General features: G+C 74.1%; 12 protein-coding genes. 3 read left to right on the top strand and 9 right to left on the bottom strand.

Annotated elements, in window-relative coordinates:
* Positions 1-76: 76 nt before the first annotated feature.
* On the bottom strand, positions 77-1,153 hold the full coding sequence (locus ACFY3L_RS15910) for a calcium:proton antiporter (protein ID WP_389323405.1): 1,077 nt from the start codon (positions 1,151-1,153) through the stop codon (positions 77-79).
* 111 nt (positions 1,154-1,264) lie between these two features.
* On the opposite strand from ACFY3L_RS15910, the gene ACFY3L_RS15905 reads away from it, so the two are divergent.
* Together ACFY3L_RS15905 and ACFY3L_RS15900 are read left to right on the top strand one after the other, a co-directional pair.
* Positions 1,265-2,713 carry an NCS2 family permease gene (locus ACFY3L_RS15905; protein ID WP_389323402.1) on the top strand — a complete coding sequence of 483 codons (1,449 nt, stop codon included), beginning with the start codon at positions 1,265-1,267 and terminating at the stop codon, positions 2,711-2,713.
* Positions 2,714-2,863: 150 nt separating this feature from the next.
* Positions 2,864-6,022: an ATP-binding protein gene (locus tag ACFY3L_RS15900; protein WP_389323400.1), complete on the top strand. Its 3,159-nt coding sequence runs from the start codon at positions 2,864-2,866 to the stop codon at positions 6,020-6,022.
* Here the strand turns inward: ACFY3L_RS15900 and ACFY3L_RS15895 are convergent.
* The 5 genes from ACFY3L_RS15895 to ACFY3L_RS15875 all read right to left on the bottom strand — a co-directional run bounded on the left by ACFY3L_RS15895 (position 6,000) and on the right by ACFY3L_RS15875 (position 9,498).
* Positions 6,000-6,776 carry an ABC transporter permease gene (locus ACFY3L_RS15895; protein ID WP_389323397.1) on the bottom strand — a complete coding sequence of 259 codons (777 nt, stop codon included), beginning with the start codon at positions 6,774-6,776 and terminating at the stop codon, positions 6,000-6,002. The two genes, ACFY3L_RS15900 and ACFY3L_RS15895, sit on opposite strands and share 23 nt — an antisense overlap.
* A complete protein-coding gene (locus tag ACFY3L_RS15890) occupies positions 6,773-7,765 on the bottom strand; it encodes an ATP-binding cassette domain-containing protein (protein WP_389323394.1) in 993 nt (330 codons plus the stop codon). The genes ACFY3L_RS15895 and ACFY3L_RS15890 overlap by 4 nt, the downstream gene beginning before the upstream one ends.
* Before the next feature lie 102 nt (positions 7,766-7,867).
* Complete coding sequence (locus ACFY3L_RS15885) at positions 7,868-8,245, bottom strand: hypothetical protein (protein WP_389323391.1); 378 nt, start codon at positions 8,243-8,245, stop codon at positions 7,868-7,870.
* A gap of 163 nt (positions 8,246-8,408) precedes the next feature.
* Entirely contained in the window at positions 8,409-8,747 is a 339-nt protein-coding gene (locus tag ACFY3L_RS15880) for an ArsR/SmtB family transcription factor (RefSeq protein ID WP_389323388.1), read from the bottom strand.
* Positions 8,748-8,859: 112 nt separating this feature from the next.
* Positions 8,860-9,498 (bottom strand): hypothetical protein, encoded by a 639-nt coding sequence (locus ACFY3L_RS15875; RefSeq protein ID WP_389323385.1) that lies wholly within the window; start codon positions 9,496-9,498, stop codon positions 8,860-8,862.
* Between the two features lie 142 nt (positions 9,499-9,640).
* Between ACFY3L_RS15875 and ACFY3L_RS15870 the strand changes: the two genes are divergently transcribed.
* Positions 9,641-11,230, top strand: coding sequence for an MFS transporter (locus ACFY3L_RS15870; protein ID WP_389323382.1), 1,590 nt, complete (start codon positions 9,641-9,643; stop codon positions 11,228-11,230).
* 122 nt (positions 11,231-11,352) lie between these two features.
* On the opposite strand, the gene ACFY3L_RS15865 is transcribed toward ACFY3L_RS15870, so the two are convergent.
* The 3 genes from ACFY3L_RS15865 to ACFY3L_RS15855 all read right to left on the bottom strand — a co-directional run bounded on the left by ACFY3L_RS15865 (position 11,353) and on the right by ACFY3L_RS15855 (position 15,523).
* Complete coding sequence (locus ACFY3L_RS15865) at positions 11,353-12,705, bottom strand: diguanylate cyclase domain-containing protein (protein ID WP_389323379.1); 1,353 nt, start codon at positions 12,703-12,705, stop codon at positions 11,353-11,355.
* Positions 12,706-12,818: 113 nt separating this feature from the next.
* Positions 12,819-13,742 (bottom strand): hypothetical protein, encoded by a 924-nt coding sequence (locus ACFY3L_RS15860; RefSeq protein WP_389323376.1) that lies wholly within the window; start codon positions 13,740-13,742, stop codon positions 12,819-12,821.
* 104 nt (positions 13,743-13,846) lie between these two features.
* On the bottom strand, positions 13,847-15,523 hold the full coding sequence (locus ACFY3L_RS15855; protein ID WP_389323373.1) for a methyl-accepting chemotaxis protein: 1,677 nt from the start codon (positions 15,521-15,523) through the stop codon (positions 13,847-13,849).
* Positions 15,524-15,699 lie beyond the last annotated feature (176 nt).

The raw sequence follows: 15,699 nt of genomic DNA, 5'->3' as shown, positions 1-15,699 counted from the left end.
GCCCGACCTTCCTCGATTACTGACAATGTCAGACAAGAGGGTATCCGCGACCGACCAGCCGCCCGCGCACCGGCCCCTATGGGCTGGCGGCGAGGAAGAGGAAGGCGGCACAGATCGACAGGTGCACGGCCGCCTGCAGCAGGGTCGCGCGGCCCGGCATGACGGTGAGGATACCGACACCCGCGGTGAGGGTCAGCAGCACGATCTGGGTGGCGCCGAGGCCGAGGACCAGCGGCCCTTCGAGCCAGATCGAGGCGGCCGCGATCGCCGGGATCGTCAGCCCGATGCTGGCGATCGCGGAGCCGAGGGCCAGGTTGAGGCTGATCTGCACCAGGTCGCGGCGGGCGTTGCGGACCGCCGCGAGGGTCTCCGGCAGCAGGATCAGCACGGCGATGACGACCCCGACGAATGACTGGGGGAGCCCGGCCCGCGCGACGCCGGCCTCGATCGTGCCCGACTCCACTTTTGCCAGGCCGACCACCGACACGAGCGCGGCGAGCAGCAGCACGAGGCTGATGTACGCCTGACGCGGCGCCGGCGGTGCCGCGTGCTCCTCCTCGTCGGCGTCGGAGACCGGCAGGAAGTTCTCGCGGTGCCGCACGTTCTGGACGATGACGAACAGCGCGTACAGGGCGAGCGACGCGACCGCCGCGAACGCCAGCTGCGGACCGGCGAACTGCGGCCCCGGCGCGCTGGTGGTGAACGTCGGCAGGACCAGGCTGAGGGTCGCGAGTGTGACGACCGCGGCGAGCGCGGCACCCGTCCCCTCGGCGTTGAACACCGCGACGTGGCTGCGCAGCGCCGTGACCAGCAGCGACAGCCCCACGATGCCGTTGCAGGTGATCATCACGGCGGCGAAGACGGTGTCGCGGGCCAGGGTCTCGGTGCCGGAGCCGCCGGTCACCATGAGGGTGATGATCAGGCCGACCTCGATGACGGTGACCGCCACCGCGAGGATGAGCGCGCCGAACGGCTCCCCGACCCGGTGGGCGACGATCTCCGCGTGATGCACCGCGGCGAGCACCGACCCTGCCAGGAGCGCCACCACGACGACCTCGACGGGGATCGGTATCTCGCGGCCCCATACCGCCCCGAGGACCACGAGGGCGAGCGGCGGCAGGACCAGGGCGGAGCGGTTCAGAAGAGTACGCACGCGCGCATCTGACCGCCGTTGCACGCGCGAAACATGCCCGACCTTGATTCCGGCGGCCCAGATGAGATCATCGCGCGGCGGGGGTAAGGACCAGCTCCAGGGAGGCATCACATGGACTCGACCCGCGCGGAGCCGCGCAACGGCTTCGACAGGTTCTTCGACATCAGTGCGCGTGGCTCGACGCTGGGCCGGGAGATCCGCGGCGGTCTCGCCACGTTCTTCACGATGGCCTACATCGTCGTGCTCAACCCCCTCATCCTCGGCAGCGGCGTCGACAGTACCGGCGGCAAGCTCGCCATCGCCGCGGTCGCCTCGGCGACGGCGCTCGTCGCCGGGATCATGACGATCCTGATGGGTGTCGCCGCCCGCTTCCCCCTCGCGCTCGCCGCCGGGCTGGGCGTCAACGCGCTGGTGGCCTTCGAGATCGCACCCCACATGACCTGGGCCGACGCGATGGGCCTGGTCGTGATCGAGGGCCTGCTCATCGGCATCCTGGTGCTGACCGGGCTGCGCGAGGCGGTGTTCCGGGCGGTGCCGACGCAGCTGAAGACCGCCATCGGCGTCGGTATCGGGCTGTTCCTGGCGCTCATCGGCTTCGTCGACTCGGGCTTCGTGCGGCGCGTGCCGGACGCGGCCAACACCACCGTCCCGGTCGGCCTCGGCATCGGCGGCAAGCTGATCAGCTGGCCCGCGCTCGCGTTCGGCGTCGGCCTGCTGCTCACCGTCGTGCTGGTGGTGCGCAAGGTGCGCGGCGCGATCCTCATCGGCATCCTGGTCTCCACGGTCCTCGCCATCATCATCGAGGCGATCGCGAAGGCCGGCCCCTCGTTCGTGGACGGCAAGCCCAACCCGAAGGGCTGGAGCCTCAACGTCCCCGTCATGCCGCACAAGATCATCGACAAGCCCGACCTGTCCCTGCTGGGCCAGTTCAACCTCCTGCACTCCTGGCAGACCGCCGGCGTCCTGATCGTGATCATGTTCGTGTTCACCCTGCTGATCACCGACTTCTTCGACACGATGGGCACGATGGTCGCGGTCGCCCAGGAGGGCGACATGCTCGACGAGCAGGGCATGCCGCCGCGGACCCGCGAGATCCTGCTCGTCGACTCGCTCGCCGCTGCCGCCGGCGGCGCCGCGAGCACGTCCAGCAACACCACCTACATCGAGAGCGCCGCCGGCGTCGGCGAGGGCGCCCGCACCGGCGTGGCGAGCCTGGTCACCGGCGCGCTGTTCCTCGTCGCGATGTTCTTCACGCCGCTGGTGACCGTGGTGCCCTTCGAGGCGGCGTCGGTCGCCCTCGTCGTCGTCGGCTTCCTCATGATGACCGCCGTCCGCACCATCGACTGGTCGGACTACGAGATCGCCCTGCCGGCGTTCCTCACCATCGTCCTCATGCCGTTCACGTACTCCATCTCCAACGGCATCGGCGCCGGCGTCGTCTCCTACGTCGTCATCAAGCTCGCCGCCGGCAAGGCCCGCGACGTCCACCCGCTCCTCTACGGCGTCGCGGTCATGTTCATCGTCTACTTCCTCCGCGGCCCGCTCGAGCTGCTCTCCTGACCCGCGACCCGTGGGGCGCTCCCAGCGGCGTGCGCGCCCCGCGGTCGGTCCAGCAACGCGACGCCGGGGACCACACGTGGCCGGTGCGCGGCCGCCGGCCCGGCGGAAACCCCCGGCCGGCGTTCCTGGGCGCGGCACTAGCCTGGGGCCGTGAGCGTCGAACTGCGCCTGCTGTCGCGGGTGACCTACCGTGGCCGGGCGATCGTCGGGCCGCGGCAGTGCGGGCTGCTCGCGTTGCTGGCGGGGGAGCCGCGGACCGGCTGCGGCACCGCCAGGCTCGTCGACGGGCTGTGGCCCGACGAGCAGCCGGAGCACCCGGCGAAGGCGCTGCAGGTCGTCGTGTCGCGGGTGCGGGCGCAGGCCGGCGCCGACATCGTGGCCAGGACCGCGGGTGGCTACCGGCTGGCCGTACCATCGCCGCTGCTGGACACCGAGGCGGTGCTGCTGCACGCCACCGCGGCCGCGGACCTGGCGCGGGCCGGGGACCACGGCGGCGCGCTGGCCCGCGCCGAGGAGGGGCTCGCGCTGTGGGACGGGGCCGAGCCGGCCGACCCCGGCCTCACCGACCCGCTGTCCGTGCTTCGCGCCGACCGCTCCACGGTTCGCCACGCGCTGCTCGCCGCGCGGGCGGTCGCGCTGTCGCGGCTCGGCCGGCACGCCGAGGCCGTCGGCCCGCTGACCGAGGCGGCCGCGCTGCGGCCGAAGGACGAGACCGTCCTGCTGGAGCTGCTGCGCGCCGAGGCGGCGACGGCCGGCACGGCGGCGGCGCTGGCACGGTACGAGACCTACCGCGCCACACTGCGCGACGAGCTCGGCGCCGACCCCGGACCCGCCCTGCGGGACGTGCACCGGCGGCTGCTGCGCGACGAGGCACCCGCGGTGCGGCGCGGCGTCCCGCACGACCCCAACCCGCTGCTCGGCCGCGACGCCGACATCGCCGCGGTCACGAGGCTGCTCGCCACGTCGCGGGTCGCGTCGGTCGTCGGCACCGGCGGCCTCGGCAAGACCCGGCTCGCGTACGCGGTCGGCCGCCAGGCCCGCCGGCCCGTCGTGCAGCTCGTCGCGCTCGCGGGCGTCGCGGCCGACGCTGACGTCGCCCCGGCGGTCGCGTCGGCGCTCGGCGTCGCCGCGCCCGCCGACGGTCCCGGGGCGGCCGCCGCGATCGCCGCCGCGCTCGGCACCGGGCCGGCGCTGCTGGTGCTGGACAACTGCGAGCACGTGGTCCGCGGCGCCGCAGACCTCGTCCGGGACCTCGTGGCCGCGACGAGCGACCTGCGGGTGCTGACCACCAGCCGGGCACCGCTCGGGTTGTCGTCGGAGGTGGTGTACCCGCTGCCGGAGCTCGATCCGGCCACCACCGTCGAGCTGTTCCGGCAGCGGGCGAGGGCCGCCCGCCCCGGCGCGGACCTGCCCGACGACGTGGTGCGGGAGCTGTGCGCGCGCCTGGACGGGCTGCCGCTCGCGGTCGAGCTCGCCGCCGCCCGCGTGCGGGTCATGTCGGTGACCGAGCTGGCCCGCCGCCTCGACGACCGGCTGGCCCTGCTGCGCGGCGGGGCGAGGGACGCGCCGCCGCGGCACCACACGCTGCACGCCGTCATCGACTGGAGCTGGAACCTCCTCGACGAGCCGGACCGGGCGGCGATGCGCGCCCTGTCCGTCTTCCCCGGCGGGTTCACCGCCGGCGCGGCCCGGCACGTCCTCGGCGAGGGCGCCGACGACGTGCTGCTGGCGCTCACGCAGCTCGCCGACCAGTCGCTGCTGAAGGTCACCGACACGCCGTTCGGCACCAGGTTCCGGATGCTGGAGACGGTGCGGGAGTTCAGCACCGCACACCGGGAGCGGGCTGGCGGGACCGGCCGCGCCGTCGACGGCCTGCTCGCGTGGGCGGGCGAGTTCGGCGTCACCCACGCCGGTGCGGTCTTCGGTGCGGACCTCGTCAGGGAGGTCGAGCGGATCCGCGCCGAGCAGGACAATCTCGTCCTCGCCCTGCGCCATGCCGTGGAGCGCGGTGACGGTCCCGCTGTCGCCGCCGCGGCAGGTGTACTGGCAGCGCTGTGGACCGTGGAGGGCAGCTTCGTGCGGATGACGACCCTGGCGCGCGACGTCGAATGGGTCATGTCGCACGTGCGGCCCGCACCCGAGCTGGTCGAGGTGGCCCGCACCGCGGCGCTGCTGTGCGCGATGAACGACTTCCTGATGCGCGGGCCGATGCCGGGCCGGTTCCTGGTCGCCCTGCGCCGGCTGCCGCCCACGACCCCCGACACGCTGGTCGGCGCGGCCGACGCGGTCCGGCGCGCGATGACGCACGACGAGACCGCGCTGTGGGCGCTCTGCGACAGCGACGAGCCGCTGCTGGCCGGGCTCGCGAACGGCGCCGCCAGCTACCTGTGCGAGCACCGGCAGGACACCGACGGCGCGCTGCGGGCGGCCAGGAGGATGCTCGCCGTGCTCGGCACCCGCACGACCCCGCTGATGTGGGCCGTCGCGCACTCCCGCATCGGTGAGCTGCTCGTGGAGGTCGGCCGCGGCGAGGAGGCGGCGGCGCACCTCGCCGAGACGCTGACGGTGCTGGACCAGCTGCGCCGGCCCGGCTCGCCGTCCAGCGCGTCGCGCGTCCGCGGTGCGATGGCCCTCGCGAGCCTGCAGCGCGGCGCGCTGGACGAGGCGGAGGACCTGCTCGAGCAGGCGGTGCGGAGTGCCCATGAGCCGGGCGACGACCCGATGATGTTCGGCTCGGGGGTCCGCGCGGAGATCCTGATCGCCCGCGGCGACGTCGACGCCGGCCTGGCGCTGTGGCGTGAGGTCGTGGCCCGGCTCGACGCCGCCGAGGGCCAGCAGCTGCCGGGCTCGGCCGGCTGGGCGATGGAGGTGCGGGCCACGACCGTGATCGCGCACGCCCAGCACGGCCGGCTCGACCTCGTCCGGGCCATCGCCGCGGACCTGCCGGACCTCCTGGCGCGCCTGCTCGCGAGCTCCGGCGCCGTCAACGCGGTCGGCGGCCCGGTGTACGGCACGCTGCTGCTCGCCCTGGCCGTCGCCGACCTGGACCGGGGCCGCCGCGCCGGTGACGCCCGGGTCGCCGCGGGCGCGGCGCGGATGATCGCCCTGGCGGAGGCGTTCCGGTTCACGATGGGCTTCCAGCCGACGATGCCCGCCGGGTACGCCCGCGACCTCGCGGAACAGGCCGACGCCGCCGAATACGTCTCGGCGGCGTCGGACTACGCGGCGCTGGAGCGTGACGCGCTGCGGGAGGCCGCGGCCGCGGTCCTGCTGGCGCGTCGCGCGCTCATCGGCGGGGAGCGCGGTTGAACACGGACCTCGCCCACAGGTAACCGGCCGCGGCGAGCCCCACGCACCAGGCGACCGCGACGCCACCGCTGCCGCCCGCGGGCGTGTCCATCAGCAGCGCCCGCAGCGTGTCGATGATCGGCGTGAAGGGCTCGTTGGCGGCGAACCAGCGCACCGCACCCGACATCGACTCCGTCGTCACGAACGCGCTGCTGACGAACGGCAGCACCTGCACGAGCAGCAGGAAGCCGGTGGTGCCCTCGGGGGTGGGGGAGACCAGCCCGATCGCGACCGCCAGCCAGGTCAGCGCGAGGACCAGCAGCAGCACGAGACCGGCCGCGCCGAGCCAGCGCACCGGGTCGGTGGTGGGCCGGAACCCCATCGGCAGCGCCACCCCGACGACGAGCGCCAGGCTCAGGAACGTGCGGATCGTGGCGGCCAGGACGTGCCCGGTCAGCACCGACTGCCGGGCGATCGGCATGGTGCGGAAGCGGTCGATGATGCCCTCGGTCATGTCCTTGTTCACCGCCAGGGCCGTGGTCGAGGCGCCGTACCCGACGGTCACCAGCAGGATGCCGGGCACGATGTAGTCGATGTAGTCGCCGGCGCCGGCGATGCCCGCGTTGATCGCGCCGCCGAAGACCCCGACGAACAGCAGCAGGAGCAGCACCGGCACGAGGAGGGACGTGACCATCGAGGCGGGGTACCGCACGGTGTGCAGCAGGCTGCGCCGCAGCATCGTGGCGGTGTCGGTGACGGCGGTCAGGGTGCTCATCGCGCGTTCTCCTTCTCGGCGGTCGCCGCGCTGGTCTGGTCCCCGGTCCGGCTGCTCTGGTGGCCGGTCAGGGCGAAGAACACGTCATCGAGGTCCGGCGTGTGCACGGACAGGTCGGCGACCCGCACGGCGGCGGCGTCGAGCCGGTCCAGCAGCGCCCGCAGCGACGACACGCCGCCGTCGCCCGGCACGCGCAGCGCCAGCTCCTCGTCGTCCCGGGCCGAGCCCGGGAACAGCCGCGCGGCCGTCTCCAGTTCGTCGGCGGTGTCGAACCGCACCCTGAGGTGCCCGCCGGGGATCTGCCGCTTGAGCTCCTCGGCGGTGCCGGTGGCCACGATCCGCCCGCCGTCGAGCACCGCGATGCGGTCGGCGAGCTGGTCGGCCTCGTCCAGGTACTGCGTGGTCAGGAACACCGTGACCCCGTCGGCGACGAGCCTGCGGATGATCTGCCACATGGTGCGGCGGCTGCGCGGGTCGAGTCCGGTGGTGGGCTCGTCGAGGAAGATGACGCTCGGGTCGCCGACCAGCGTCATCGCCAGGTCGAGCCGGCGCCGCATGCCGCCGGAGTAGGTCGCGGCGGCCTTCTTCGCCGCGTCGACCAGGTCGAACCGCTCCAGCAGGCCCGCGACCCGCCGCCGGCCGCCGGCCCGGCCGAGGTGGTGCAGGGCCGCCATGAGCGCGAGGTTCTCCTCGCCGGTGAGCAGCCCGTCGACGGCCGAGAACTGCCCGGTGACCCCGATCGCGGCGCGCACCGCGCCGGCCTCGCGGACCACGTCGTGCCCGGCGACGGAGGCCTGCCCGCCGTCGGGGCCGATGAGCGTCGACAGGATGCGCACCGTCGTCGTCTTGCCGGAGCCGTTGGGCCCCAGCAAGGAGAAGACCGTCCCGCGCGGGACCTCCAGGTCGATTCCGTCGAGCACGATGTGGTCACCGAACGACTTGCGCAACCCGGTAGCCACGATCGCCGACGGGGACGGGGTGGTAGCCACGTCCCTCCCTCCCAACCGCCGCTGTGACGCTGGTGCGCCACGACTGCGACGATCGTGCGGGCCGCGGCCTTCACCGCGGTTTCACGGGGCTTTCAGCGACCTTCACCGCCGGACGGTGGCCGCCACCACCCTCGTGGCCCGGTTGTTGCCGCCGCTCACGGTGCCGGTGACGGTGACCTGCATGCCGGCCTTCACCCTGCCGAGCCCGCCGGGGCCGGTTGACCCGCCGTTGACCACGACGGTGGTGGCGGGCGTCAGCGTGAACCTGACGGTCCTGGGCCGGCTGTCGCGGAACCGGTAGGCGCGGGTCACCACCAGTGACGCGTCTGCGGTGCGGACCGACGCGACGGTCCCGACCACGGACACCCCGCCCGCGGCCGGTGCGACCCCCGCCGCCCAGGCATCCCCTGGCGTCATGAACTGGCTCCCGGCGACCGCGGCAGCGATCAGCCCGGCGGTGCGGTGATGAGGTCGTGACACGATCCTGCCTCCTGGTGGTGTGCCGGCATCGGTAGCGTCCCCGGCCAGGGTTGCGTCCCGGGTGCCGCCCGGGTCCCGTCCGGTCTCGCACCGCCACCTGTCAGCCGGGCGGGCCGGCCCGTCAGCCGGGCGGGCCGGCCCGTCAGCCGGGCGGGCCGGTCCCTCAGCCGGGCGGGTCGGCCAGGAAGGACGAGAGGCGGCCGAGGCGGTCGTCCCAGTCGGCGGCGAGAGCGGCCAGGTAGCCCTGGGCGAGCTTGATCGGCTCGGAGCGGTGCCGGAAGAGGACCCGGCGGCCGGTGCCGGCGTCGCTGGTGACCAGGCCGGCGTCGGCGAGGAGGGCGAGGTGCTTGGCGACGCCCTGGCGGGTGATCGACAGGCGGCCGGACAGGTCGGTGGCGGTGCTCGGGCCGTGCTCGGCGAGCGAGGCGAGGATCGCCCGGCGGTTGGGGTCGGCGAGAGCGGTGAAGACGGCGACCGCCGCTTCCTCGGGTTCAGACGGCATGGCTCGAGGTCGTCGGCATGGTCGGCTCCTGCGGTCGCGGCGTGGCGATCTACCGTACCTGGACGGCCGCACCCGCTCGACCCAGCAGCGCGGTCGCGCACCAGGGAGCCGGTCACCCACCCCGGAGCGTGAGCGCGAGCGTCGCCACGCCGGAGCCCGCCAGGGCGAACGCCCACACCCGGTCGACGTCGAGCCTCGCCCTGACCCGCACCGGTCGCAGCCGCAGCACCTCGTAGGCCACCAGCGCGACCAGGCCCGCCGCCGCGACCATCGCCGCCGTGTGGACCGTCGTGGCGAGGATGCCGGTCATCGCCGATGTACGGCCTGCGGCGCCGACGGCGTGGCCGTGGTGGGCGGCCGCCGGCACCGCGGCGAGCAACGGCAACAGGACAAGCCCGGCGCCGTGCGCGGAGGACATCAGGAACGACCACGTGAGCAGGTCGGCCGGGCGCGGGCCGGCCCGGTGGTGGCTCCGGGACACCAGCCGCCAGACGCCGAACGCGGTCAGCGCGACCCCGCCCGCGGTCGCGACGAGCCGCGCGCCGGTCACCGACATGAGCGCCGCGACCAGCGTCGCGATCACGAACACCGACGCGGCGTGGCCGAGCGCGATCGGGCCGAGCGCCGCCGCGATCGCCGCGCGGCGCCGCTCCCGTACCCCGCCGGCGAGGGCGAGGAGCCAGCCCATGCCCGGGTTCAGCCCGTGGAAGGCGCCGAGCCCGGCCAGCACCACGTACTGCCACGGATGCACTGCCCGCCTCCTCCCCGCAACCGCACGGTTGCACTCGAGAAACCTATCGCAACCCATAGGTTGCGTCAATCGGGCGAAGTGATTGCCCGCGTGAATGGCGGGGTAGTGGGCGCCTCAGGCGACACGTGAACGGGTGACGAGGATGGACGCTCCGCAGGCACCGTCGACGTGGAGCCCGCTGCACAACAGCGTGTTCCGGGTGCTGTGGCTGGCCGTGCTCGGCAGCCAGGTCGGCACCTGGATGCAGACCGTCGGTGCCCAGTGGCTGCTCGTCGACCGGCCCGACGCCGCAGCGCTGGTGTCGCTGGTCCAGACGGCCGGAACCCTTCCGGTGGTGCTGCTGGCCCTGCCGGCCGGGGTCCTCGCCGACTCCCTCGACCGGCGGCGGCTGCTGATCTGGGTCCAGCTGTTCCAGCTCGCCGTCGGCGTGGTCCTCACCGGGCTGACCGTGACGGGGCAGACGACTCCGGCGCTGCTGCTGACGCTCACGTTCGCGCTCGGCTGCGGCATGGCGATGACCAGCCCCACGTATCAGGCGGTGATCCCGGAGCTGGTCCCGAGGGAGCAGATCCGCTCGGCGGCGGCGCTCGGCTCGATCAGCGTCAACCTGGCGCGGGCGGTCGGGCCGGCGGTCGCGGGCATCCTCGTCGCCCACGTCGGCGTGGCGGCCGTGTTCGGGATCAACGCCGCGACGTTCCTGGTCTTCGCGGTCGTGCTGATGCTGTGGCGGCGCCCGCCACCGGACGACATGGCGCTGCCGGAGCCGTTCCTCGCCGCCATGCGCGCCGGCGGCCGCTACGTGCGCCACTCGCGGGCGATGCGCCGGTTCCTGGTGCGCATCGGCGTGTTCATCCTGCCGGCGGTGTCGCTGTGGGCGCTGCTGCCACTGGTGGCCAGCCATCGGCTCGGGATGGGCGCCGGCGGTTACGGCCTGCTGCTCGCCGCGCTCGGGATCGGCGCCGTGCTCGGTGCCCTGGTGCTGCCCCGCCTGCGCCGGCTGCTGTCGGACAACAAGCTGCTCGTCGCCGGCAGCCTCACGTACGCCCTGGTGCTCACGCTGCTCGCGCTGGTGCCGGTGCCGGCGGTCGCCGCGGTGGCGCTCGTCCCGGCCGGGCTCAGCTGGATGGCGGTGCTGTCCAACGCGAACGCGGAGCTGCAGCTGTTCCTGCCGCACTGGGTACGGGCCCGCGGGCTCGGCACGTACCAGAGCGTGTTCTTCGGCGGCCAGGCGGTCGGCGCGTTCGCATGGGGCCTGCTCGCGAACCACGTCGGGCTGGTGCCCACCCTGCTGGCCGCGGCCGCCGTGACCGTCGCCGGGGTCGCGACCGTCCCGGTCTGGCCGCTCATCGACACCCACCACCTCGACCGGAGTCCGGCCACGCCCTGGCCGGAGCCGCGGCTGGCCGTCGAACCGGACCGGTTCGCCGGTCCCGTCGTCGTGGAGGTGACGTACACCATCGCGGCTGGGGACGAACCGGCGTTCCTGGCCCTGGTCGACGAACTGCGGCGGACCCGGATGCGGACGGGCGCGGTGCGGTGGGGCATGTTCCGCGTCGGCGAGACGCCCGGCCGGATGGTCGAGGTGTACGTGGTGCCGACCTGGGACGAGCACCTGCGCCAGCACCGCGGCCGGATGACCGTCGCCGACGAGGACATCGACCGCCGGGTGGTGGCACTGTCGGCGGAGCCGCCCACCGTCGTGCACCTGCTGCCCGCGGGCCGCCCTGCCTGAGCCCCCGCGAGGGCCGACCGGGCCGTCCGGGCCGTCCGGTGGCCGCGTCCGCAGGGCCGGCCCGGTGACGCGGGCGGGTCAGGCGACCGCAGCGCCGGCACCGTGGTCCGGTGACCCGCGCGTCAGTCGACCGCCGGGCCGGCATCCTGATCGGGGTCCGCGGGGAGCGCCAGCCAGCAGTGGTCCATGGCCGCGTCGGCGAACGCGACCCGGCGCGGCCGGCGCTTCGCCCGGTACATCGCCTCGTCCGCGGCGCGCACCAGCTCCTCGGGGTCGACGGCGGCCTCCGGGTCACCGGCGATCGCCACGCCGATGCTGGTGGAGACCGTCACCGTCGTCAGGGACAGCACCAGCGGCTCCTCGACCGCGGCGAGAATCCGCTGCAGCACGGGTGCGACCCGCTCGACCGGCCCGAACTGCTCCAGCACCACCACGAACTCGTCGCCGCCGATGCGGGCCACGAAGTCGGTGCTGCGGACCGTGCCGGCGAGCCGGTCCGCGATGCGGATGAGCAGCTCGTCGCCGACGGCGTGGCCGTACTTGTCGTTGACGGGCTTGAAGCCGTTGAGGTCGAGGAACAGCACGGCCATCGGCCCGCCGCCGCGGCGGACCCGTTCGACGGCGTCACGGATGCGCCCGACGAGCCGGCGCCGGTTGGGCAGGCCGGTGAGGACGTCGTGCGCCGCCTCGTGCTCCTGCCGGCGCTGCTCGGTGACGTCCCGGTTGACGAAGACGTACCCGGCGGGCGTGCCGTCGTCGGACGCGTGCAGCGCCGAGACGGACGACAGCACGGTGAGCGGCGCCGCGTCGGAGCGCCGCTCGCGCAGCTCGCCCTCCCACCGCCCGGACGCGGCCACGTCCTGCAGCATCTGCGCCGCGGGGACCTCGGTGTCGTCGGTGACGCAGGCGGTGGCGAGCAGCGCCAGCAGGTCGCAGCCGACCGCGTCGCCGGAGGAGTACCCGTACAGGCGTTCGGCACCGGAGTTCCAGCTGACGATCACGCCGTCGGCGTCGCAGGAGACGATGGCGTCGGAGATCGCGTCCAGCAGGTCGCCCTGGCGGCGGGCGTCCTCGAGCAGCTCCAGCGTCGCGGCGAACGCGTGGCTGTGCTCGATCACCCCGCCGGCGACGGTCGCGGCCGCCTCGACGAAGGCCAGGTCCGCGGCCGGGACGGGGTCGCCGTCGGTCCCCAGCACGCCGAGCGCGCCGATGACCGCGCCACGGGCGAGGATCCGCACCACGCTGATGGCGTTTTCCGCGTCTGTACGGGGTGTCCCGGCGACCGCGTCGAGCAGCGCTCCGGCCAGGGCGGGGCCGGCTTCCCCGGCGGTCCGGACCACCGGCGCGGCACCCGTGGTGAGCGCTCCCACGACGCAGCAGTCCGGCAGCCCCGCGCCGACGGCGGAGACCAGACGCTCCAGAAGGTGGCCGTCGTCGGGCGGTGCGTCCAGCATGCGGACGCAGACGTCTGCCACCGCACGCAGTCGGGACACATCGTTCTATCGGCCGCCGGAACACGGACTGAAGCCCCCGGGTGAACTGAAGCCCCGGGTGAACGGAGGGTCGCCGGAAGGGGGGCGAGCGGGGCTCAGTCCTCGCCGGCCGGCGCGGGCGGCGGCTCCTCGTCGCCGCCCGTGGACGGTGGCGGTGGTGCGTCGTCGCCACCCGGAGTGCGGGCACCCGCACCACGGGTGCCGGGGCGCGGGGTGCCGAGCACGATCAGCGCCGGACCGGCGATCGTGGCCGCGGCGGTCAGCGCCGGCCCGTACTCCATGCCCTCGCTCACCGCGGTGCCCCAGGAGATCACCGTGTGGGTGTCCCCGTGCAGGATGTCCGTGAGCGCCGACAGGCTGAGCCACGCGCCGGTCAGGTCCGACTGCGTCATGGCCGCCTGGACCGCGACGATCCCCGCGCCCGCCGCCACCAGCCAGCGGCGGTCCTCGCGCCGGCCGGCCAGGACCAGCAGCACGAGACCGGCCGCGACGGCGAGCAGCCCGGGCCACGCTCCACGGACCGCCCCGGCCACCTCGTCCAGGCCGATGGCGAGCCAGCGGTCGGCCAGGACACCCGCGCCCAGCGCGACGGCCGCGACCGTGGTCGTCACGATCCGGGCGCGCCGGTGGGTGCGGGGCAGCCCGGACACGGCGGCCGCGAGCAGGACCACCGCGACGAACTGGACACCGGTCGCGATCAACTCCCACGTGTACGCCCGGCACGCGGCGTCCCACATCGCCTGCAGCGCGACCGTCTGCGACGGCCCGTACCCGAACCAGCCGACGTCCTGTCCCTGGCTGTAGAGCGCCGCGTCCCGTACCGACGCGGCAACCGCGAACAGCAGGCATCCGGCCGCCAGTCGCCACCGCGACCGGCTCCGCCGGACGGCCAGCAGGGCCAGGACCGCCAGCGCCGCCGCCGTGCACCGCAGCGACACGTGCGTCGCCGAGAGTGCCGCCGCCGCCACCGCCAGCACCCCGGTCACCGCGAACACGGGCACGATCACAGACTGACGCACCGCCGGATCTTGCCACAGCACCGGCCGCCGCAGGGGGCGGCGGATCCGAGGCAGCCGCGGGCGTCCGGCGCGCCGGCCGAGCGGCCTCGTGCGGGCCCGGACGGTCAGCGGATCTGGTAGTCGCGGACCAGGTCCTGCAGCGTGGTGGCGAGGTCGTGCACCGTGGCGGTGGCCTGGCGGGTGGTCTCGGCGACGGTGCGGGCCTCGCCGGCCGCGCCGGCGGCGCCGGTGGTCTTGGTGGCGATCTCGTTGGACCCGGTGGCGGCCGCGCTGAGGCTGCGGCTGATCTCGCCGGTGGTGGCGGTCTGCTCCTCGACCGCCGAGGCGATGGTGTGCTGCGCGTCGTTGATCCTGCCGATGATCTCGTTGATCTCGGCGATGGCGCGCACGACCGCGTCGGTGTCGGACTGGATCGCGTCCATCCGGGCGCTGATGTCGCCGGTCGCCCGGGCGGTCTCCTGGGCCAGCTCCTTGACCTCGGTCGCCACGACCGCGAAGCCCTTGCCCGACTCGCCGGCCCGTGCCGCCTCGATGGTGGCGTTGAGGGCGAGCAGGTTCGTCTGCTCGGCGATCGAGTTGATCAGCTTGACCACGTTGCCGATCTCGGCCGAGCTGGCGCCGAGCCGGGTCACCACGGCGTGGGTGTTCTCCGCGACCCTGACGGCGTCGGTGGCGATCTCGGCGGCGGTGGCGGCGTTCTTGGAGATCTCGCCGATCGACGCGGTCATCTCCTCGACGCCGGCCGCGACGGTGCCGACGCTGTCGGAGACCTGCGTGGCGATGCCGGACACGGCGCTGGTCTGCCCGGCGGCGGTGGTGCTGTGCTCGGCCATCGTGTCGCCGAGCCGGCTCAGTTGCGCCGCCGACGAGCCGACCTGGCCGGCGGTGTCGCGCACGGTGCGGACGAGGTCGCCGACCTGGTGGAACTGGCTGTTGAACTCGAACGCCAGCTGCCGCAGCTCGCGGGTGCCGCCCGGGTCGAGCACGAAGCGCAGGTCCCGCCGGTCACGCCGGCCCAGCGCGGTGGTGTACCGCACGACCGTGCGCCCGACCATGGCGTGCTGCAGCCAGAGCACGACGGTCATGCCGAGGGGGAGCAGGACCGCCAGGATCAGCAGGATCGTCTCCGCCGTCTCGGTCCGGCTCCGGGCCTCGTCGACCTTCGCGGCGGCCGACTCGGCGAGCTTCTGCTGGAACTGCGTGACCGGGCCGGTGATCAGCGCCTTGTCCGCGGCGTACTGGTCGTCGAACATGATCTTCGCGGCGAGGGCCATCTTCGCCGCGCCGCTCAGCGCCTGGTCGGCGGCGGGCAGCTCGAACTGCGCGACCGGGCCCGGCATCTGCGCCTCGGACGCGCCGGACGCCTCCAGGACCAGCCGCATGGCGCGGGTCTCGGTGTTCACCAGCGCGTCGGAGTTCTTCTTCGCGGTGGCGAGCAGGTCCAGCAGCTCACCGGACGCGCCCAGCTCCTGCAGCCGGGCGATCACCTTGTCCCGGGTCTTCGTCTCGTCGATCTCCTGCCAGTACAGGTCCAGGTGCTTGCGGTCGCCGGTGACCGAGTACAGCCGCGCCTCGTTGGTCAGCAGGTCCGAGGCGTTGCCCAGGTCCAGGGCCAGCTGCTTGAACTCGGCCTGCCGCTCCTGCGCGGACTGCTCGTCGGTGACCGCGCTGTGGTTGTAGAGCACGCCGACGACCAGCAGCGCGGCGAGCACCGCCGAGACGGCGGCCGCGGTGACCGTGACGACCGCCTGCCGGACCCCGCCGACCTGTGGCTCATCCATGCGAACTCCTCAGTGGTGCAAAGTCCCAGTGTGCCCGTATGGTGCCGTTCTGTACGGGGTTATCGCGCGATCCGGTCTCACGCCCGTCGACGGGCGGGTCCCGGCCCGCCGCGGAACTACATCCGTGTACTTATCGATCATTGCTTCCCGCTGGTGACGGGGCTGTCGTAGCGTCG

The organism is Dactylosporangium sp. NPDC000521, from assembly GCF_042898305.1.
In the GTDB taxonomy this organism is placed as follows: domain Bacteria; phylum Actinomycetota; class Actinomycetes; order Mycobacteriales; family Micromonosporaceae; genus Dactylosporangium.
Note: the sequence above shows the minus strand (reverse complement) of the source record. Positions and strands in the feature narration are given on the sequence as shown.